This window comes from Cellvibrio fibrivorans (assembly GCF_031457055.1).
Taxonomy (GTDB): Bacteria; Pseudomonadota; Gammaproteobacteria; order Pseudomonadales; family Cellvibrionaceae; genus Cellvibrio; species Cellvibrio fibrivorans.
Map to the genome: position 1 here is coordinate 237,126 of NZ_JAVDVX010000004.1, position 20,402 is coordinate 257,527.

The 20,402-nt window shown below is 50.7% G+C and carries 18 protein-coding genes and 1 tRNA gene; 7 read left to right on the top strand and 12 right to left on the bottom strand.

The window, feature by feature from the left end; translation table 11 throughout:
* Window positions 1–11: 11 nt before the first annotated feature.
* From J2X05_RS12330 to mrcB, 6 genes are all read right to left on the bottom strand, one after another.
* Complete coding sequence (locus tag J2X05_RS12330; protein ID WP_310072859.1) at window positions 12–1,208, bottom strand: DNA topoisomerase IV; 1,197 nt, start codon at window positions 1,206–1,208, stop codon at window positions 12–14.
* Window positions 1,209–1,340: 132 nt separating this feature from the next.
* Window positions 1,341–2,951: a methyl-accepting chemotaxis protein gene (locus J2X05_RS12335; protein WP_310072861.1), complete on the bottom strand. Its 1,611-nt coding sequence runs from the start codon at window positions 2,949–2,951 to the stop codon at window positions 1,341–1,343.
* Between the two features lie 223 nt (window positions 2,952–3,174).
* Complete coding sequence (locus tag J2X05_RS12340) at window positions 3,175–3,510, bottom strand: hypothetical protein (RefSeq protein ID WP_310072863.1); 336 nt, start codon at window positions 3,508–3,510, stop codon at window positions 3,175–3,177.
* A gap of 57 nt (window positions 3,511–3,567) precedes the next feature.
* Window positions 3,568–4,116, bottom strand: coding sequence for an RNA polymerase sigma factor (locus J2X05_RS12345; protein ID WP_310072865.1), 549 nt, complete (start codon window positions 4,114–4,116; stop codon window positions 3,568–3,570).
* Window positions 4,117–4,122: 6 nt separating this feature from the next.
* A complete protein-coding gene (locus J2X05_RS12350; RefSeq protein WP_310072866.1) occupies window positions 4,123–4,902 on the bottom strand; it encodes a DUF6249 domain-containing protein in 780 nt (259 codons plus the stop codon).
* A 152-nt stretch (window positions 4,903–5,054) separates the two neighbouring features.
* Entirely contained in the window at window positions 5,055–7,400 is a 2,346-nt protein-coding gene (gene mrcB, locus J2X05_RS12355; protein WP_310072867.1) for a penicillin-binding protein 1B, read from the bottom strand.
* Between the two features lie 227 nt (window positions 7,401–7,627).
* On the opposite strand from mrcB, the gene J2X05_RS12360 reads away from it, so the two are divergent.
* A complete protein-coding gene (locus J2X05_RS12360) occupies window positions 7,628–8,629 on the top strand; it encodes an adenosine kinase (protein ID WP_310072869.1) in 1,002 nt (333 codons plus the stop codon).
* A gap of 68 nt (window positions 8,630–8,697) precedes the next feature.
* Here the strand turns inward: J2X05_RS12360 and J2X05_RS12365 are convergent, their stop codons facing one another.
* Window positions 8,698–8,874, bottom strand: a complete 177-nt coding sequence (locus tag J2X05_RS12365; protein WP_310072872.1) for a PLDc N-terminal domain-containing protein — start codon at window positions 8,872–8,874, stop codon at window positions 8,698–8,700.
* A gap of 286 nt (window positions 8,875–9,160) precedes the next feature.
* Between J2X05_RS12365 and J2X05_RS12370 the strand changes: the two genes are divergently transcribed.
* Window positions 9,161–11,335 (top strand): TonB-dependent siderophore receptor, encoded by a 2,175-nt coding sequence (locus J2X05_RS12370; RefSeq protein ID WP_310072873.1) that lies wholly within the window; start codon window positions 9,161–9,163, stop codon window positions 11,333–11,335.
* 49 nt (window positions 11,336–11,384) lie between these two features.
* Here J2X05_RS12370 and J2X05_RS12375 read toward each other — a convergent pair whose 3' ends face one another.
* From J2X05_RS12375 to hemA, 5 genes are all read right to left on the bottom strand, one after another.
* Window positions 11,385–11,945: a TIGR00645 family protein gene (locus J2X05_RS12375; RefSeq protein ID WP_310072875.1), complete on the bottom strand. Its 561-nt coding sequence runs from the start codon at window positions 11,943–11,945 to the stop codon at window positions 11,385–11,387.
* A gap of 88 nt (window positions 11,946–12,033) precedes the next feature.
* Window positions 12,034–12,783, bottom strand: a complete 750-nt coding sequence (locus J2X05_RS12380; protein ID WP_310072877.1) for a HesA/MoeB/ThiF family protein — start codon at window positions 12,781–12,783, stop codon at window positions 12,034–12,036.
* A complete protein-coding gene (gene prmC / locus J2X05_RS12385; protein ID WP_310072879.1) occupies window positions 12,780–13,640 on the bottom strand; it encodes a peptide chain release factor N(5)-glutamine methyltransferase in 861 nt (286 codons plus the stop codon). Before prmC ends, J2X05_RS12380 begins: the two co-directional genes overlap by 4 nt.
* Before the next feature lie 118 nt (window positions 13,641–13,758).
* Window positions 13,759–14,841, bottom strand: coding sequence for a peptide chain release factor 1 (prfA, locus tag J2X05_RS12390; RefSeq protein ID WP_310072880.1), 1,083 nt, complete (start codon window positions 14,839–14,841; stop codon window positions 13,759–13,761).
* On the bottom strand, window positions 14,841–16,130 hold the full coding sequence (gene hemA / locus J2X05_RS12395) for a glutamyl-tRNA reductase (protein WP_310072883.1): 1,290 nt from the start codon (window positions 16,128–16,130) through the stop codon (window positions 14,841–14,843). Before hemA ends, prfA begins: the two co-directional genes overlap by 1 nt.
* Window positions 16,131–16,293: 163 nt before the next feature.
* Here hemA and J2X05_RS12400 point away from each other — a divergent pair, with 163 nt between their 5' ends.
* From J2X05_RS12400 to J2X05_RS12420, 5 genes are all read left to right on the top strand, one after another.
* Entirely contained in the window at window positions 16,294–16,827 is a 534-nt protein-coding gene (locus J2X05_RS12400) for a 3'-5' exonuclease (RefSeq protein ID WP_310072885.1), read from the top strand.
* Between the two features lie 130 nt (window positions 16,828–16,957).
* The gene (locus J2X05_RS12405) at window positions 16,958–18,676 is read left to right on the top strand and encodes a tetratricopeptide repeat protein (protein WP_310072887.1); all 1,719 of its coding nucleotides are present in this window, start codon (window positions 16,958–16,960) and stop codon (window positions 18,674–18,676) included.
* Window positions 18,673–19,284, top strand: a complete 612-nt coding sequence (gene lolB / locus J2X05_RS12410; protein ID WP_310072889.1) for a lipoprotein insertase outer membrane protein LolB — start codon at window positions 18,673–18,675, stop codon at window positions 19,282–19,284. The genes J2X05_RS12405 and lolB overlap by 4 nt, the downstream gene beginning before the upstream one ends.
* The gene (gene ispE, locus J2X05_RS12415) at window positions 19,281–20,126 is read left to right on the top strand and encodes a 4-(cytidine 5'-diphospho)-2-C-methyl-D-erythritol kinase (RefSeq protein WP_310072891.1); all 846 of its coding nucleotides are present in this window, start codon (window positions 19,281–19,283) and stop codon (window positions 20,124–20,126) included. Before lolB ends, ispE begins: the two co-directional genes overlap by 4 nt.
* A gap of 25 nt (window positions 20,127–20,151) precedes the next feature.
* A tRNA-Gln gene (locus J2X05_RS12420) sits at window positions 20,152–20,226 on the top strand.
* Window positions 20,227–20,402 lie beyond the last annotated feature (176 nt).

Sequence of the window (20,402 nt, forward strand, 5' to 3'; positions counted from 1 at the left end):
ATGGCATCCCCCTAAAACACGGTTTGCAAGGCGACAGAGAAAACCTTTTGATCACCTGCCGTTTTGTTATCAACGTCATCGACCTGAAACTTGAGAGCGGTACTGGATGCAACATCCCAACGAACCCCGAGTGATAGCACATCGCGTTCGGTGACTTGTGATTGCGCGATTGCCTGCAATGTCCCAATCACCACATTCGTGTTACCAAACACCGGAATCGTCTGATTTGCGGGAATGCCGGCTTCAGGGTGGGTCGCTTCGTCTTTCGCCTGCGAGCCGGTCACATGAACCAGCCAGCTTCCTGCACGCACACCCGCCATCACATATTGGCGAATATTTTTGGAGAACACCGCATCGCCCGGATCAAATTCCACATATTCTGCCGCGGCAACAAATCGCCCTGTATCAATATTGAGCCCAAATTCAGTGAAGACAGCATCATCCTCTTCCACTAACAAACGCGCTGCATTGTCGGGATAGCCAAGTGCAGTCAAGGCCGTTGCAAATCCTCCCATGGTAGTTGTGGGGCTAATGGGAATACCGCTCACATCAACAGTTAATTCCGCTTGGTGATAGGCCGCACGCAAGGTCCACCAATCTTTACCCAAGGTGCCCGCCACCCCCATTTGATTGCGCGTTTTGGCTTCGGAAGGTGCACCACCCAATGTCAGCTCATCATCAAAACTACCGAAGTAAGCCTGGAAGCTGGTATCAAATATTCCCAAGGTTTGGGTCACATAAAAATCAATGCCATCCACATTATTAAAGGGTAAGTAATAAACTTCACGCGGCGGAGTAATCCAGGAATAGGCATAACCCACATCAAGAAAATCAGAGTACATATAAAATGGAGTGCGCAACCGACCTGCACGCACCTTGATGGAATCAGATGCCTGCCACGTCAAATATGCCCATTCTGCGTTCACTTCATAATCTGTTTCACTGCGCGCAATCAGCTGTGCAGTCGCGGTTATTTTTTCACTGACTTGCCCGGTCACCTGCAAGCCTAAAAGGTTTTTATCAAACGTTAGATCCTCTTCATCGTAACCACCATAACCGGAGCTGTCTTCGTCATCGATCATGCCGCCGCCAACCGATAAAAATCCCGATAAGTTAAGATCGCCCGCCTGTGTTAACGGCGCCGCCATACAAAGTGCAATGATCAAAGCAAGACTGTGTTTTTTGCGTATTGAATTCATTTTTTTCATGTGCGTGTCACTCCTAATGTTTAGCACTGCCTGTGCTTGAACTCCCTGAATACATAGTTAACGCTGCCATGCGGCGCTAAAACGACTGAAAAATTAAACGCAACGATTAAATACGACGATTAACCAAAGAAACTAAACACGGAATTGGCTGGCGACTTTGCGCAGCTCCTGACTGATGTGACCAATATCGTGGCTGATTTCATTCAGCTCATTGGTGCTACTGGTAACCAATTGTGTGCTCTTATAAATTCCGTTCACGTGTTCAGACACATGCGAAAATGTCACCGTTTGCTCGTGTGTGGCCGCAGCGATACGCTCATTAATACTGCTGATGGTTTCCACATTATTCAAAATAGAATTGAGCACTTCGCCCGATGCGACCGTTGCTTCAACCCCGCGATTTGCACGCTCAACACTGCCCTGCATTGCAGTCACTGCACTCGCTGATACTGAGCGCAACTCGCTAATCACTTTATGGATTTCTTCTGTGGCTTGGCGAGTGCGCACCGCAAGGCCGCGCACCTCATCAGCGACTACTGCAAAACCACGCCCATGCTCCCCCGCGCGCGCTGCTTCAATCGCTGCATTGAGTGCAAGCAAATTGGTTTGCTCTGCAACATTTTGAATGGTGTTAAGCAATTGCCCCACATCGGATGAAAATTCTTCAAAGCGATTCACTACACCCGCCGCACTGCGCACCTCTTCTGCCAGAGTGCTGATAGTGGATACATTGGCTGCGAGAGTTTCTTTTCCACGTGCGGCAGCACTGCTGGCATCCTGCGCCTGGTGCGATGCATTGCCTGCAAACTCGGCAATCTCACTCACCATTTTCATCAAGTCTTCAATTGATGTACGCATACTGGAAATTGCGGTGGCCTGCTCATTGATGCGGCCTAAATTTTGACTGCTGGAGTTCGTTAAACGCGCTGCTACTTTGGTGAGACCACCCACATCCTGGCTGACATTGGCAAAAGACCCATGTAATTTTTCAACAAACGCATTGAAATATTTCACCAGATAACGAATTTCATCGTGCCCAGGGTAATGAATTCGCTTGGTTAAATCGCCCGCACCTGAGGCCATTTCTTTTAACGATTCAGTCACTTCATTAATACTGGAGGTAATTGAGCGGCTGATAATCGAACTCACCACTAACAGCGCCACTACCGAACAAATTGAAATAATTAAAATAATACGCGCTGCACTTTTGGAAGAATCCACCGTTTCACTAATTGATTCGTTGAACCGCTTAGCGGTTTCGGTTTTCATGCTGGATAAAGATTTTCGCAACGCTTTTAATTTATCGGCATTGGCTGCCGCCTCTGCGCCGATTTGATTAAGATCCACAGTGCCCGCAATAAAACTTTTGGCGATGCGTATTGCCGTGGTGTACCAATCTTGCAACTGTGCATCTATATCTTTTACTTGCACTGAAAGATCAGCGCTGAGGCTGGATAACTTTTCCAGATTTTTGCGGATTTCCTGATAGTGTTTATCGGCATCAGCCAGTACTTGTTCATCTCCCGTGGTTACCGAACTGTTAATTTGCTGTTCCATCAGCAAGAGCGAACCTAAATTGATCGTGGTTAATTCCAGGGTTGGATAAATACGCTGTTCAACATCTGCCAATCGCCCGCTGTTAGCGCGTTCAACCCACATGGAATAACCCTGGCTAATCACAAATCCCAAGAGCGCAATGGTTACCAGCAGCATTAATTTTTTAGCGATGGTCAAGCGGAGCATTAGCCTTGCCTCAATAAACGCAGTGTTTTAATAGTCATTTTGGTATAGCAGTCGCTCATAGAATGCGCAAACGCGATAAGGAATTTAGCGCCTTAAACGCCTGAGTGAATTTACTTATCAGCACTTATGACGCTTAAAAAAAAACGCCTAATTACCAATGGTAATTAGGCGTTTTTTTATGCAAACATTTTTCTGAATGTGCAAATAACTGTGCGCGATACCGCTAAAACAGGGACTTTGGTTTGAAGATCAATAGCACCGGCGCAATTAACAGGAGTGCGGCCATGACCACACCAAGTATCACAAGGCTGTGCATGTCCAGCGTGAGCACCCAACCATAGGCAGGCTGGACCAGCTCGCGCACGGAAAATTGGCGCAGCACTAACACCGCAATCAGAGTGACCGGCAAAAGCACAATCAGTTTTTCCAACCAGGGATTCAAGCGTTTGGGCGCGGGTAAGCTTGCCAATACGCGCGCGCTGAAATCGCCATCATCGAGATAAGGGCTGGAGCCTTGCAGCTGCAGCCGCAGGAAATCATCAAAATTCTTGTCGTTCATAGAGCGACCTCGTTTAACCACAGTTTCATTTAACAAAAGTGTTATTTAACAAAAGTTTCACTGGGGTAACGCATCCTGCCAGGATGCCAATAAAGTTTGCAGTTTTTGTTTGCCGCGCGCTATATGTGTTTTCACAGTTCCGAGCGGTATACCCATAATCGTCGCCGCTTCTTCATGGGAGAAACCATCTTCATAGCATAGCCGAATCGCCAGCTGCTGGCCTGGACTCAGGGTTTGCATAGCGGCCTCAACATCTTTTTGTGCATGATATTGCTTTACGCTGCACTGCTCAGCTTCGATCTCTTCATTTTCATCGAGTTCACACCATTCGATTTTTTTCGCGCGCCAGCGGTTGGCGGCGATATTAAATGCAATGCGATAAAGCCAAGTGGAAAACTTGGCTTCTGCACGAAACGCGCCCAGCGCAGCATAGGCCTTCATAAAAGCCTCCTGCGCCAGATCGTCCGCGAGGTGCGTGTCGCCGTTGCACAGGCGTCTTGCCCAGATGCGCAACGGCGACTGATAGCGCAAGACCAGCTGCGCGAAGGCGTGCTGATCCTTGCGGCTAACCACCCGCGCAATCAATTCCTGATCGGAAAGGGACATTGCTGGTTAGTCCTGCTGCCCAGCCTGTTCACTCGCATTAGGTCGGTTCAGATACCAGATGACTACTTGGGATGCCCCAAGAGCGATCCAGATAAAACCGGCTGACCCTATATCAAAACCCACCATGATCGTCAGGAAAACCAACCAGCCAGTACCGAGGAAGATATTGCGAATCCCCTTGTCGCGGCTGCCCACCGGCTCATCGCGCCGTGGCTCATCACCGCGCAACAATTCGACGGGAATATCGCGTCCCGCAGCAAGCAACTTGTCGATATTCATATTGATATCCTGCTGGCGGCGGCGCTTGGCGCCAAAGAAAAACACCAGGATCAAGATTAATAAAAGAATGGGGCCGCCAAAAATAAACAGGATGGCAAACAGGGGAATCAATAGCGCCGGGTGAAAATCTCCATCATCTTCGTGATCGCCACCAAAGGCTTGACTAAGGTTTTTTTCCCAGTCGCGCTCCCAATTTTGGTTGTCGCGCACCCAACGCTCGTTGTCTCGTTTCCAGCGTTCATTGTCCTGCTTCCAGCGCTCGTGATCTTCGGCACTGGGCGGCTGAGGGGGTTGTTCAGGTGCAATGGCATCAGGGCTGGCCGGAGCGGATGCCGGCTGGGGAGCGTCCACTTGAACCTGGACGGGCGCTGAGCCATCGACGGTTACTACTGTGCCCTCAAGTTCTGCCGCAGAAGCGGCCAGACTGTAGGCAACGGGAAAAGCACAGACCAGCGCGAGGCCGAAGGCACTCATCAAGCGACGCGGCAAGCTTAGGAATAATGTCATGGGAAAAGCCTCTCAGGAAAAATCCGGGCAGGATTACATCAATATTGCCCCCAACTCACAAGCTAAGACACAGTCTAGTGAGCTTCAGATTCACCTGAGAGGTTTATTTTTTTGACGCACAGAAAGCCGGCCAGATCACCGGCTTACGCAGATCAGTTCACCAGCTTCTGCCAGAGGTTCTTGATCGGATTTTTGCCTGCCATATCGCAATCCGCAGATTCGAGTGGGCGGAAATCGTCACGTAGTGGCAACCAAACGGAGCCTTCGCAGGTCTCGGCGCCGAGCTTGCCGGTTTTGTCGTCGACCCAGTCAAAACTGACACCAGCGGGTGGTTCCTGCTCCAAACTGCGGGTTGGCAACTGCTTCATAAAATCCGTCCAGACTTGCAAGGCGCCGCCCGCGCCACTTAATGGCGTTGCGCTGTTGTCATCGCGCCCGAGCCACACAATCGCCAAATGTTCACCGCTGAACCCGGCGAACCAGCTATCACGCTGGTCGTTGGTAGTACCGGTTTTGCCGGCCAAGTCAATGTGCGATGGGATCTGGTTGTAGGCGCTGCGCCCAGTGCCCTCACGCAAGGTGCGCTGCATCGCGTATTGCAACTGAAAGGTAGATTCATTGGAGAAGCGCTGCTCCAACTCAAGTGGATAACGCTTGAGCGGTTTGCCATCAGCGGTGAGCACTTCCCGGATCGCATGCAATGGTGTGTACACCCCTTCAGCGGCGATGGTGTGGTACATACCCGCGACTTCCAGCGGCGACATATCGATCGAACCCAGCAACATCGCCGGCAGTTCCGGTACATCGCCTTGATAGCCCGCGCGCTTTACGGTTTTGGCAACCGCACCTAAACCGAGTGTCATACCCAAGCGTGCAGTGGATTGGTTGTAGGAATAGGCGAGGCCTTTGTAGAGCGGAATATCGCCGTGATCTTTTTTGTCGGCATTTTGCGGCGCCCACCATTTGCCGCCGGATTTATAACTTACTGGCGCATCGCTGATGATGGTCCCAAGATTATATTTCTGTGGGATTTCCAGTGCGGTTAAATACACAAAGGGCTTCAATAGTGAGCCGATAGGACGTTTTGCATCGAGCGCGCGATTAAATCCGGTGAAGCGTGGATCGCGGTCGCCCAGCAGTGCGAGAATTTCACCGCCGCCCACTGAGGTGACCACCATACTGCCCTGCACGTTTTTGGTTTTGAATTGTTTCTCCAACTGCTCTACACGGAACTTCATCGATTTTTCCACCTGGCGCTGCACCATGGGCGAGAGCGTGGTGAAAATGCGCAAGCCTTCGCTGCGCAGATCATTCTCTTTGTAATCCTGATTTAACTGGCGCTTCACCAAATCCATGAATGCTGGATAGGTTGTTGAGCGCGATTCACCTTCGGCCACAATACCGAGCGGTGCCGCCTGTGCACGCTTGAGTTGCGCATCATCAATCAACCCTTCCTGCTTCATCACGCCCAATACCACATTGCGTCGCTCTTTCGCGCGTTCAGGATTGCGCCAGGGATTGTAATAAGATGCACCTTTTACCAAACCTACCAGCAAGGCTAATTCATGGGTATCCAGTTCACGCAGGGGTTGGCGGAAATAATGCTGCGCACCCAGCGCAAAACCGTTGATCGAACGCGAGCCGCTCTGACCTAAAAATACTTCATTGATGTAGGTTTCCAGAATTTCCGATTTGCTGTAATGCACCTCCAGCAGTACCGCCATGATCGCTTCCGGAATTTTGCGCCGGAAAATGCTCTGCTCGTTGGTGAGATAAAAATTCTTCACCAGCTGCTGCGTAATTGTGCTGCCGCCCTGCCTTACACCACCACTGCTGGCGTTCACCCAAGCTGCACGCAAAATCGCCAGCGGCGATACGCCGTGGTGATCAAGAAAATGCTTGTCTTCCACCGCCAATAAAGTTTCACCAAGTAAGGGTGGCAAATCTGCAAGGCGCACCAGCAGGCGATCCTCTTTATCGGCCGGATAAAAACCGCCGATCTCTTCGGGTTCCAAACGCACCAGCGGCAAATCGGCACCGGCTAAATCGATCAGGCCCTGCACGCTACCGTTGTTAACACGCAGCATAAATTTGCGCGCAACTTCTTTTTTATCCCAAAAATCAAAGCCGCGACTGTGGATGTGGTACACCACCTCATTGGAACCCGCGCTAACTTTTTTCAACACCTGGCCGGGTGTATTCGCATTGCCTTCAAAACGATAACCCAGCGCACGCAATTCCTGCTCAAACAGCGCTGGTGTCAGCGATTGGCCTTGATACAACTCCAGCGGCCGCGCATAAACGCGCGCGGGCAGCGACCATTTTTTGCCCTCAAATTTGCTGCGCACTACTGAATCCAGATACAGCGTCCAGATGCCCATCAACGCCACCACCAAAAGCAGACTATAAAAAATCCAGATACGCGCCAACGCCCAGCCGCGACGGGGGGCAGAACCGGATGATTTAGTGCGACGGGTAGTAGAGCGGCGTTTAGTCATAGGCAATCTTAGTGATGAGTGAAGCAAAGGAAGGGATGCACCAGGTGCAAAAATTCGGGCGCCAGTTTAACCGCCACACCCGGTGAATGCGAGGCAAAATCCATGCGAATGGATGCGATCTACGCACTTCTGCTTTATCGGGCGAGGCGAATTTTGCATAATGCCGCGCGAGTTCACACTCCCCCTGTTATCCGACTATCACCCCCAATCAAAAGGCATACCGGCTTATGAGCAAGCAATATCACATTTATGGCATAGGCGCGGCCTTGGTCGATACCGAAATCACCCTCACCGATACTGACCTCACTACCATGGCCGTTGCCAAGGGTGTGATGACCCTGGTGGATGAAGAGCGCCAAAATGCGCTGATCGATTACTTGCAAAACCATCTGGTTGCCTCGCATCGCGCAAGCGGTGGCTCGGCAGCGAACAGCATCATCGCCGCCAGTTATTTTGGCTGCAATAATTTTTATTCGTGCAAAGTCGCCAACGATGAAAACGGCGCATTTTATTTAAACGATATTCACGCCGCCGGTGTTGCAACACCTGCGCATATCACTCCACCGGCAGGCATTACCGGAAAATGTTTGGTGATGATCACGCCCGATGCCGAACGCACCATGAACACATTTCTCGGCATCAGCGAAACGCTTTCCGTCAATGAGCTGGATATAGCGGCAATTGCGCAATCGCATTACGTGTATATCGAAGGTTATTTAGTCACCTCTACTACCGGCCGCGCCGCTGCGATTGAATTGCGCAAACACGCCGAAGCGAACAACACCAAAACTGCACTGAGCTTATCAGACCCGGCGATGGTGCAGTTTTTCCGCGATGGTTTAGTGGAAATGATTGGCGATGGTGTGGATTTAATTTTCTGCAACCGCGACGAAGCCATCGGTTTTACTCAAACCCATTCCATTGAAGAAGCTGTTGAAGCACTGAAAAAATATTGCACACAATTTGCCATCACCTGTGGTGGCGATGGTGCGTTGGTATTTGATGGCGAACATTTAACACAAGTGGCCGCACAACCGATCAAACCACTCGATACCAATGGCGCAGGCGATATGTTTGCCGGAGCATTTTTGTACGCACTCAGCCAAGGCAAAAACTTTAAAACGGCCGCTGAATTTGCCAATTTCGCTGCAGCAAAAGTAGTGAGTCAGTTTGGTCCACGCTTAAAAGCCGAACAGCATGAGGAATTAAAGAAAGGATTTTTTAACTAAGCGCATTTCAAATCGCAGCATGAGTGGAGCTCAAGACTAAGCTCCACTCATGCCACAAAACCATTTCTTTACTTGGGGCCAAACAAGAACCATAAAATAAAACCAAGAAATGGCAGCAACAAAAGCACCACAATCCAGATCACTTTATTTCCCGTGCTTGCACCGCTTTGTGCTGTTTTTACAATCGCGTAAACAACGCAAATCAGCAAAATAAAACCTAAGACACCACCCACTTCAACATTCATGTTTTGCTCCTAGTTGTATGAATTCATTATAAAAACCGGATTCGAGCAGACTAACACTTATCCCCTCGGATACTACTAACTAAAACAACCGGCAAATAGGTATTGCTACATTTTGTGGCTGATTTATTACGCTGCAACAACCACACCATTACCATATCCAACCGGTGACAACCTCTTCACGTCAAATAATATCACTTAAGAATTTATACCTTTCGCTAATGATAATTATTGTTATTTGTGACAGAATGCGCCTCTTTCTAGTCTTGTCCACTATATGGAGTGCCTCATGAAATTTACGCTATTACCCCTCTCTGCTGCCATTTTGCTGGGTTTTCACTCGCAATCGGGCCTGGCTCAGGGTGTCGCCGAGGATGCATCAACCCAGAAAAACCAAAGTTCGCTCGAAGAAGTCATCGTGACCGGCAAGTACAGTGTTGGGCAAACCAAGACGTTGGATACTGCAACTGGCCTGGGACTGACCATAGGAGAAACACCACAGTCAGTATCAATTTTGACCTTTGAGCGGATGCAGGACCAGAACATCACTTCTGTTTTAGAGGCAGTGAATAATGCTGTGGGCGTTACCTCCGAAGAAGTGGACAACGTGCGCAACAGCTTTTATTCGCGCGGCTTCCAGATTGACAGCTACCAAATCGACGGCGTGCCTACCTCCTGGAGTTTGGGCGGCGATTCGGGCGAAACCGTCGCTGATACCGTCATTTACGAGCGCATTGAATTTGTACGTGGAGCAACGGGTTTAATGACCGCTGTAGGCGACCCATCGGCTTCTATCAATCTGGTGCGTAAACACGCCAGCAGCAAGGATTTAACCGGGTTTGTGGATGTAGGTACCGGCAGCTGGGAAAAAAGAACCCTTGCAGCTGACGTATCCAGTGGATTAAACGAAACCGGTAGCGTCCGTGGGCGTGTAGTGGGCCGCTATTTGGGCGGAGAGTCTTTCGTTGATTATTACGAAGACAACAAAAGCACTTTCTACGGTGTACTCGAAGCTGACCTGACCGACGCGACCTTGGTGCGTGTGGGCGCGAGCTATCAGAACAATGACCCTACCTCCACCGTATGGGGCGTATTGCCCGGCTTCTTCTCCGACGGCACCAGACCCGATTGGGACGTATCCAAAACCACCGCGATGGACTGGAACCGCTGGGAATCAACCAACACCAATTTCTTCGCCAGCATCAACCACTCTTTCTCGAATGGCTGGGAGTTGCTCGCTAACTACAACAAATTGCACTACGAAACAGAGGCGCGCCTGTTATACGTGTACGGCTCGCTGGATAAAACAACCGGTGCCGGCCTGAACGCCCAACGCTACCGCAGTGATGGTGAATCCAAACAAGATAGCTTCGATATCCAGCTAAAAGGGGATTTCACCCTCTTTAACCAAACCCACGATCTGGTCGTGGGTGCCCTGCGTGCCGACCAGGCAGCAGAAACCTTTACCCAACTGCCCTTGGGTGGCGGCTTATGCTGGGGTTACGACTGTGTTCCAGTGGAGAATTTTTATGCGTGGGGCGACCTGCATGAACCCGAGTGGTCAGAGGAGCGCACCCAATCCCAGGATATTGAAACCGAGCAGCGCGGCTACTATGCAGCTACCCGTCTTTCGGCTACCGATAAGCTCAAATTTATTTTGGGTGGACGTGTGGCAACCTGGGAACGCAACGGTTTTGACTGGAGCGGTGTAGTTGATTACGGCAATGAAGATGAATTTATCCCCTATGCGGGTGCACTCTACGACCTGACCGATGCGCACCGTGTCTACGCCAGCTACACCGAAATATTCAAACCGCAGAACAATCGCGATGCCGATGGGAATTTTATTGACCCGCTGGTGGGAGAAAGCGCGGAGATAGGTTTGAAGAGCCGCTTCCTCGATGACCGCCTGCAAACCACCATTGCCTACTTTGATATCCAACAAGACAATCTGGCGCAGCTCGACACCGCTTTTGTCGGCACTCCAGAGCAAATGTATGCCTATATTGGTGCCGAAGGCGCACAGAGCAAAGGCTTTGAGATTGAAGTGGTTGGCCAACCAATCGATGGCTGGAACATTAGCGCAGGCTACTCACAATTCACCATCGAAGATGCTAACGGCAACGATCTAAACACCGACAACGCGACCAAATCCATTAAGCTTTTTACGTCTTACCAATTCGGAGGAGCACTAGATAAGTTGATGGTAGGTGGCGGTGTTAACTGGCAAAACGAAACTTACTCAGAAGGCATTAACCCCGCAAATAAACCTGACAGACTCACCCAAGATGCCTATGCCTTGGTCAGCCTGATGGCTCGCTACGCCATTACCGACGACCTGAATATTCAGTTCAACGCGGCCAACGTAACGAATGAAAAATACTACTCACAAGTGGGATATTTCAGTTCATACCGCTACGGCACACCACGCAACTACACGCTGAGTTTGAACTACAAGTTCTAACCAAAAAAATAGGCGGCCATATGGCCGCCTATTTTTTCCATCTTATGAATTAATGACCCGCTTTATTCGCCGAACTCACTCGTTGCATCAACAAATCGGTGTAAGCAATACCGATCGCGGAAGCAATAAAGGCCATATGAATAATGGTCTGCCACATTACGCCTGCTTCAGTAAATTTTGCACCAGGCATACCGATATTGCCAGCCTCGATAAAGGTCTTTAACAGATGGATTGAAGATATGCCAATAATTGCCATTGCCAGTTTTACTTTCAACACAGTCGCATTAACGTGACTGAGCCACTCCGGCTGATCCGGGTGACCATCCAAACGCAAGCGGGAAACAAACGTTTCGTAGCCACCGACGATCACCATCACTAACAAGTTGGAAATCATCACCACATCGATTAAGCCCAGCACGATCAACATAATTTGTTGTTCGTTCATGGAGGTAACATCAGTGACCAAATGGAGAAGTTCTTTCAAAAATAGAAATACGTATGCACATTGCGCAATTATCAAGCCCAAATAGAGCGGCAGTTGCAGCCAGCGCGAGCTAAAAATTAATGCGGGTAAAAAACCGCTTTTATATACAGTAGGGACATCACTCATGGTTACACCTTTCTCTCAGTAGATTTTTTGTTAGCGTCAATATAAAGACGTGATGATAAAAAACAAGCCCTTTACACAGCCTTACCCTTTATACCGAGGCAGTTTGGCATACCGGACAATTGTGATCTTTGGGCAATCTCAATTCGCGCCATTGGCTGTGGCGCGCATCCAGCAGTAACAAACGCCCGGCGAGATTAGTGCCGAAGCCGCAAATTAATTTAATCGTTTCCAGCGCCTGCATTGACCCGATAATTCCCACCAGCGGCGCCAATACACCGTTAGCAGCACAGGTTAAATCATCGCTGTCTTCTTCGTATAAGCAGCGATAGCAAGGGCTGTTTTCGTCACGCGAATCAAATACTGCAATTTGCCCTTCCAAGCGAATTGCCGCACCCGATACCAGCGGTACTTTTGCCGCAACACAAGCCGCATTGATAGCAAAACGGGTTTGGAAATTATCGGTGCAATCAACCACTACAGTTGCCAATTTCACTTGTTCGAGCAACTGGTCTGCATCTAATAATTTTTCGATGCAAGTAATCGTAACCTCAGGATTTAATTCATGCAGGCTATGCGCCGCCGATGCCGCTTTGTTGTCGCCAATACGCGCGCTGGTGTGTGCAATTTGCCGCTGCAGATTGCTGAGATCTACCGCATCGTAATCCACCAACGTTAAGTGACCAACTCCTGCAGCCGCCAAATACATAGCGACTGGCGACCCCAAACCGCCAAGGCCGATAATTAATACGCGTGCAGCCAATAATTTTTCCTGCCCGTCAATATCCACATCGGGCAGCATAATTTGGCGTGAGTAACGCAGCAGTTGTTCGTCGTTCACGCTGACTCCCCTTTTCTGCCCAATGTGACTCGCTCGTTACCACCCAAATCAGTGCGGGTTTCTACTTGTACAAAGCCGCGCGCAGCAAATAATTCTCGCACCGCCTGACCTTGATCGTAGCCATGCTCAAGCAACAACCAAGCTTGCTCGCACAGATAATTCCAACTTTGTTGAATGATCAGCTCGATATCCGCCAAACCTTTATTGTCCGCAATCAACGCGGAGCGCGGTTCAAAACGGACATCACCCTGCTCCAGATGCGGATCTTGCGGATCTATATAGGGCGGGTTGCTGACAATAACATCAAATTGTTGCGCGGTAATGGCAGAGAACCAATCGCTCTGTTTAATCTGTACATGACTAAAATGTAATTGGTCGCGATTTTGTTCGGCGAGGGCAACCGCATCAGCAGACTTATCCACCCCCACTAATTGCCAATCCGGTTTTTCACTGGCGATGGCTAACACAATCGCGCCAGTTCCTGCTCCCAAATCCAAACAACTGCGCGTTTGTTGCGGCACATCACCAGCAAACAATTCCAATACTATTTCGACCAGCAATTCGGTATCCGGACGTGGAATCAAGGTGGAATTATTGACCGCGAGCGGCAGCGACCAGAATTCGCGCTTGCCGAGAATATGGGCAATGGGTTCTCCGGATTTGCGGCGATTGAAAAAAATCTGGAACATTTCTGCCTGCTCAGGCGATAAAGTTTTATCTGGCCAAGTGAAAAGATAGGTGCGATTTTTTTGCAGAACATGGCACAGAATTAATTCGATGTCCAAACGCGCAGAATCACTTAGGGATTCAAGTTCGTGTGCGAGTTGTAGGCATTGTGCGATGGAGAGTGTATTCATGTGTTCCCGTAGGTTGTGGCGGGCCGCGTAGGCTGAGGAACGAACCGCAACATATCAATCCCGTTCAGAGTGTTGCGGTTCGCAAGCTCACCAGCAACCTACGAAGTCGTTTACCAAATTAATCCGCAATAGCCGCCAACAGATCCGCTTGGTATTCGTGTGCCAGCGGTTGCACCACCGGATTTAAATCACCTTGCATAATTGCATCCAAGGAATAGAGCGTGAGGTTGATGCGATGATCAGTCACACGGCCCTGCGGATAATTGTAGGTGCGGATGCGCTCGGAACGGTCGCCTGAGCCAACCAAACTACGGCGCTCATCAGACAGCGACTTATGCGCGGCATCTTCCTGCGCCTGTTTTAATTTGGTGGCGAGCAAACTCATCGCGCGCGCGCGGTTTTTATGTTGTGAGCGCTCGTCCTGACATTCAATTACCAAACCGGTGGGCAAGTGCACAATGCGGACAGCCGAATCGGTTTTGTTAACGTGCTGACCACCAGCGCCGGACGCGCGAAAGGTATCGATCCGCAAATCAGCTTTGTTGATATTGATCTCTTCCATTTCATCCGCTTCAGGCATCACCGCCACCGTGCACGCGGAAGTGTGGATGCGCCCTTGCGCTTCGGTTTCCGGTACGCGCTGCACACGGTGCGCGCCTGATTCAAACTTTAATTTGGAATATACGCCCTGGCCGCTAACTAAACTGATAATTTCTTTAAAGCCGCCGTGCTCGCCTTCGTTCTGACTCAAAACTTCGACTCGCCAGCCCTGGGTCTCGGCGTAGCGCGAATACATACGGAATAAATCGCCGGAGAAAATGGCGGCTTCGTCGCCACCGGTACCGGCACGAATTTCGAGATAGCAGTTTTTCTCGTCGTTAGGATCTTTTGGCAGCAAGAGTTTTTGCAATTCCAACTGCATAGGTTCGAGTTGCGCTTCGCAGTCTTTCAACTCTTCTTCGGCCATTTCTTTCATATCGGCATCACCATCCACCAATAGGTGTTTGGCTTCTTCGATATTGGCGAGCAGGTTCAAATAGTTTTGATAACCCTGCACCACCGGTTCTAACTCGGCGTACTCTTTGGAGAGATCGCGGAATCGGTTTTGGTTATTGATGATGTCGGCTTCCGACAGCATCGCGCTCACTTCTTCGTAGCGCTCTTTAAGACGATCCAGTTTTTCTAAAATAGACGCTTTCATTATTGCTCACTTGCATCGCTGCTTATATCAGCAGCAGGGTTAACAGACAGCTCAAACAGTTCTTGCGCCACCTGGATAACATGGTGACGCGAACTGGCACTCGCCTCTTTTAATACAGCAGTGGGCGAGTGGATTAATTTGTTGGTGAGGTTGCGCGCAAATTGCTGCAATACTTGCTCGGGATTAACACCGGTTTGCAAACTGCGCAGCGCTTTTTGCAATTCCAGATCGCGCATTTGTTCCGCTTTGTTGCGATAGGCTTTTACGGTTTCAACCGCACTGAGTGCGCGCTGGTGACGTAAAAATAATTCGACACCTTCGTTAATAATTTCTTCGGCTTGATCGGCAGCAGCGACGCGGGATTTTTTGTTTTCATCAATTACCGCGTGCAAATCATCCACGGTGTAGAGATACACATCATCCAGTTCACCCACTTGCTCCTCGATATCGCGCGGTACGGCGATATCGAGCATAAACATGGGTTTATGTTTGCGTTTTTTCAGCGCCGATTCCACTGCACCTTTGCCAAGCAATGGCAGCTGGCTCGCTGTCGATGAAATAACAATATCGGCGCGATGCAACTGCTCGGGAATATCAGCCAGCAAAATGGCTTCGCCGTTAAATTCGCGCGCGAGGCGCTGGGCGCGGTCAAGGGTGCGGTTGGCCACAATAATGTGTTTGATACCCTGCTCCGCCAAATGGCGTGCGACCAGTTCAATAGTTTCACCTGCACCAATCAGGAGCGCAGTATCCTGTTTGAGGTTGGAGAAAATTTGCTGAGCGAGGCTCACCGCCGCGTATGCCACTGAGACAGGGTTCTCACCAATCGCTGTTTCCGTACGCACACGCTTGGCGATATTAAAAACCTGCTGGAAAGTTGCGTGCAATTCCGCACCTAAAGTGCCCGCTTCTTTGGCAACAGCAAAAGCTGACTTCATTTGGCCTAGAATTTGCGGTTCACCCAGCACGAGTGAATCCAAGCCGCCGGCAACCTTCATCATATGGCGCACGGCTTCATGATCCTGATAGCAGTAATAGCTATTGGCGAGATCTGCCGCCTCAATCGCGGTGTGGTCGACCAACCACTGCTGGATCGCAGTCGCATCACTTTCACTCGCCGCATAGATTTCAGTGCGATTGCAAGTGGAGAGAATGGCGACCTCGGTCAACCCCGCGTGGGCGCAGGCCTCTTGCATCGCGCCCTGCAAATTCTCCGGCGCGAACGCAACCCGCTCGCGCAAGGCAAGAGGAGCGGTAGTATGGTTGATGCCAAAGGCTAACAGGGTCATGGATCAGGCTAATCGTTATAAAGGCCGGTATTGTCCGGTCACAGAGAGGGCGTGACAAGAGGCAAGTTCTTAATCCTGCCATAAACAGGTGCTATTACGCCGATTCATCGCCCAGTTACATCTGCATCTATACTCAACCACAGCCGCAGCCCAAGGAATTTTTATGCGCCGACTGCCCAACCCGACCATTATCGACATCGAAGCCTCCGGTTTTGGCTCGCGCAGCTACCCGATTGAAATCGGCGTAGTCAAAACCAACGGCGAGCGCTACTGCGCGTTGATCGAACCGCAACCTGAATGGGATCACTGGAGCGAGAGCGCACAAGCCGTACATGGGATCACCCGCAAACTGATTGAAAACCGCGGGCGCAAACCACGCGACATCTGCGGAGAACTCAACGAGTTTTTGGGTGATATCACCGCTTACAGTGATGCCTGGATCCACGACAGTCCATGGCTCAACCGGTTATTTTTTGCCGCGCGTATCAACCCCAGCTTTCACCTGAGCCCAATTGAAATGATTGCCACCGAGGCACAGCTGCTAGTGTGGGACAAAACCAAAAAGCGGCTGGAAAAGCACCTCGACATCAAGCGCCACCGGGCGAGTGGCGATGCCTATTTGATCCAGCAAACCTTTCTTGAGACACGCCGGCTCATCGATACGCAACCCGCTCTGGCACGGCGTACCGGGCTATAGCCGAAAGGCGCGGGCGGGATCTTTTCACATCAATACCAGAACGCCCTTTTTATCATCCTCCTTCACGTTTATGATGGCAGGCCGCGCAGCCTAGTTTGCGCCCACCCTTCTGTTCCGTTACCGGTCGCGCATGATCAAACTCCGCCCTATTATCCTGTCGAGCATGACCCTTTACTGGGTACTGAGCGGTTGCAGCTTGCAATCGGCGCGCACAGTGGCGGCACCTGAACCCCAGCCGGAAATCCTTATCCAGACACCGGCTAAGCCCTTTCCCACCGAGACACTCTATTCGCTGCTCACCGCTGAAATCGCCGGCAGCCGCGCGCAATATGACCTGGCACTGAGCAATTATGTACAGCAGGCACGCGAGACGCGCGACCCGCAGATCGCCGAGCGCGCCACTATGATCGCGCGCTACCTGGGCAACAATTCGGTGGCGTTGGAAATGGTACAGATCTGGGTCAAAGCCGCCCCACACAATAAAGATGCGCTCGCCAACACCTCCATGGCCTATATGCAAGCTGGCCAGTTGCGCGAGGCCTTTGAGTTTTCGCGCCGCCTGCAAGATGAAGGCGGTGAACCCCTGTTCCAGAATATTGCCGCCAATGCTGCGAGCCTGGACGATATTCAACGCGCACTGTTACTAAACGATTTTGTCACCGAGCTGCAAAGCCATCCAGAGGATGAGCAGCTGATGGTCGGCACGGGCATACTGCTCCAGCAACAGGGCAAATATGATGAGGCCATGAACCTCACCCATCAGGCGCTTAAAATACATCCGCGCAGTATTCCCGCTGCCATACTGGAAGCCAATTTGTTGCATCAGTTAAAACGCGACCAGGAAGCGATTGCCAAAATGGCCGCACTACTGGAGTTTTATCCGGACAACACCAGCCTGCGCCAGCAGTACGCGCGCATTCTTACCCATCACGATATGGAATTGGCGCAGGAGCAATTTACGATTCTCACCAAGCAGTTGCCGGGCAATGGCGATATGTTGCTGTCACTGGGGATTATCGCGCTGGAGCGCAAAGATACCGAAACCGCCCGCAAAACCTTTGAAGAGCTATTGGATCGCGACCTGCACATCTCTACCGCCCACTATTATTTAGGGCGCATGGCCGACGCGCGCAACGACCTGCCCGAGGCCATCATTCATTATCTACAAGTGGAAAGCGGTAACGACTTTCTCTCTGCTACCATCAATCTGCTGGATATATTTGTGCGCCAGGAAGATTTCCTCAGTGCTCAACAGCATATGAATCGCCTGCGTTTGCGCTTCCCCGACCAAAGCGAAGCACTCTATGTACTGCACGGCCAGACGCTGGTAAAACACAATTACCTACTGGAAGCCGACGTTGTATTCAGCGAAGGCCTGAACAGTTTCACCACCAGCACTCGCCTGTTGTTTGCGCGCGCCATGCTCAATAACCAGCGCAAACGCATCGCCGCCGCTGAGCGCGATCTGCGCCAGATATTGAAACAGCAGCCGGATAATATCGCCGCGCTCAACTCGCTTGGTTACATACTGGCTGATCGCACACAGCGTTTTGATGAAGCGCGGGTATTGCTGGAAAAAGCACTCAAACTCAAACCGGACGATGCAGCCATCATGGATTCCATGGGCTGGCTGCAGTATCGCACCGGTAAATACCCCGAGGCACTGGAGCTGTTGCAAAGGGCATTTGCTGCCAGCCCCAATGCTGAAATCAGCGCCCATCTGGGTGAAATTTTGTGGCTGCTGGGCAATAAAGAGGAGGCGCGCCGGGTGTGGCAAGCAGGGATAAAACTGACCCCCAATGACCCGGTAATCCAGGAAACCCTCAACCGCCTCAAGGCCGATTTATGATGCAATACCGTTTTCTTATCATAGTGTCACTGCTGTTTATCAGTGGATGCGTGCACCGAGGTTCGCTAACACCCCCACAAGATGTCTTGGAGCACCAGCGGCAGGTGCAGGCGATTGGTGATTGGCAACTGACCGGGAAATTGGGTATTCGTACCAGCGCCGACAGCGGCAGTGCGAGCGTCAAATGGGCACAACAACTCGCCAGCTACCAAATCAACCTCAGCGGTCCGCTGGGGCAAAAAAGCATGATCATCACCGGCACGCCCGAGAAAGTGCGCCTCGAACAAACCGGTGAACCAGTGCAAGAAGCCAAAACTGCCGAGGCGCTGATCAAAAAATCTGCCGGTTGGACCCTACCCGTTGCACAGCTCGCCTACTGGGTGCGCGGCGTGCCGGCGCCCAAGTTACGTATTACCCAACTACAACAAAATGAAACTGGATTAATCGCTCAATTGATTCAAGGTGGCTGGAGCATTTATTACAGCAACTACCGCGATCAAACCTTCAACGGCATTAATTTACCGCTGCCAGGAAAAATCACCGCCGAATATAAAGATGTGCGCTTGGTATTGGTGATCCGGGATTGGCGCTTGGGAGCCGCGCAATGACCAGTCTGACGCTCCTATCGCCCGCCAAACTCAATTTGTTTTTGCACATTACTGGCCGCCGTCCCGATGGCTACCACAACCTGCAAACCCTGTTTCAACTGCTCGATTACGGCGACACTTTGTCATTTCACACCCGCATCGATGGTGAAATCACACTTGCACCGGAATTGCCCGGGGTCACTTTTGAGCACAACCTAATCATCAAAGCAGCGCGTGCGCTTGAACCCTACAAATCCGCCCACGCCGGTATTGATATCTACCTTGAAAAACGCCTGCCGATGGGCGGTGGTATTGGTGGCGGCAGTAGTAATGCGGCCACCACATTAGTTGCACTCAACCATTTATGGGGTTGTGGCCTGAGCAAAAGCCAGCTGCAAACAATTGGTTTACAGCTCGGAGCCGATGTCCCGGTGTTTATCAATGCCCAAACTGCCTGGGCGGAGGGTGTGGGCGAAGAGTTACAAGCTATTGAAATGCAGCCAAAATGGTTTCTGGTTATACAACCTGATTGCCATGTATCCACTGCTGAAATTTTTTCTCACAAAGATTTGACAAGAGATACTTCGGCCATTAAAGTGGCGGCCTTCCTTGAGCGGGGTGGTCAAAACGACTGCGAAGCCTTGGTGAGAAAGCTCTATCCGCAAGTCGATAACGCACTCATCTGGCTCCAAAATTTTGATCGCAACGCGCGAATGACGGGAACCGGAGCCTGCGTATTTGCAAGTTTCGCGTCGGCAGAAGAAGCACTTAACGTGCAGGCACAATTGCCCAAATATCTGCCCGGTTTTGTAGCCCAAGGTGTAAATCAATCGCCTCTCTACAAACTGCTTCCGTCACGCTAATCAAGAACTGTGTTTTTAACACAATAGGGGCGTCGCCAAGTGGTAAGGCAGCGGGTTTTGATCCCGCCATTCGTAGGTTCGAGTCCTTCCGCCCCTGCCATCTATTTTCAGTCATTGTTTCAGGTGTGTTCACAATTTAAATCGCACCACTAACACGAATCCTAAACGATGACTATTCTGATTAATTCCCTTTTGATACAGCTCAATCCGCGCAACATCCTAAAATTTCCTAGGGTAAAAAACGCTGCTTTGCGCAGACAGACTTTTTACAGAGAG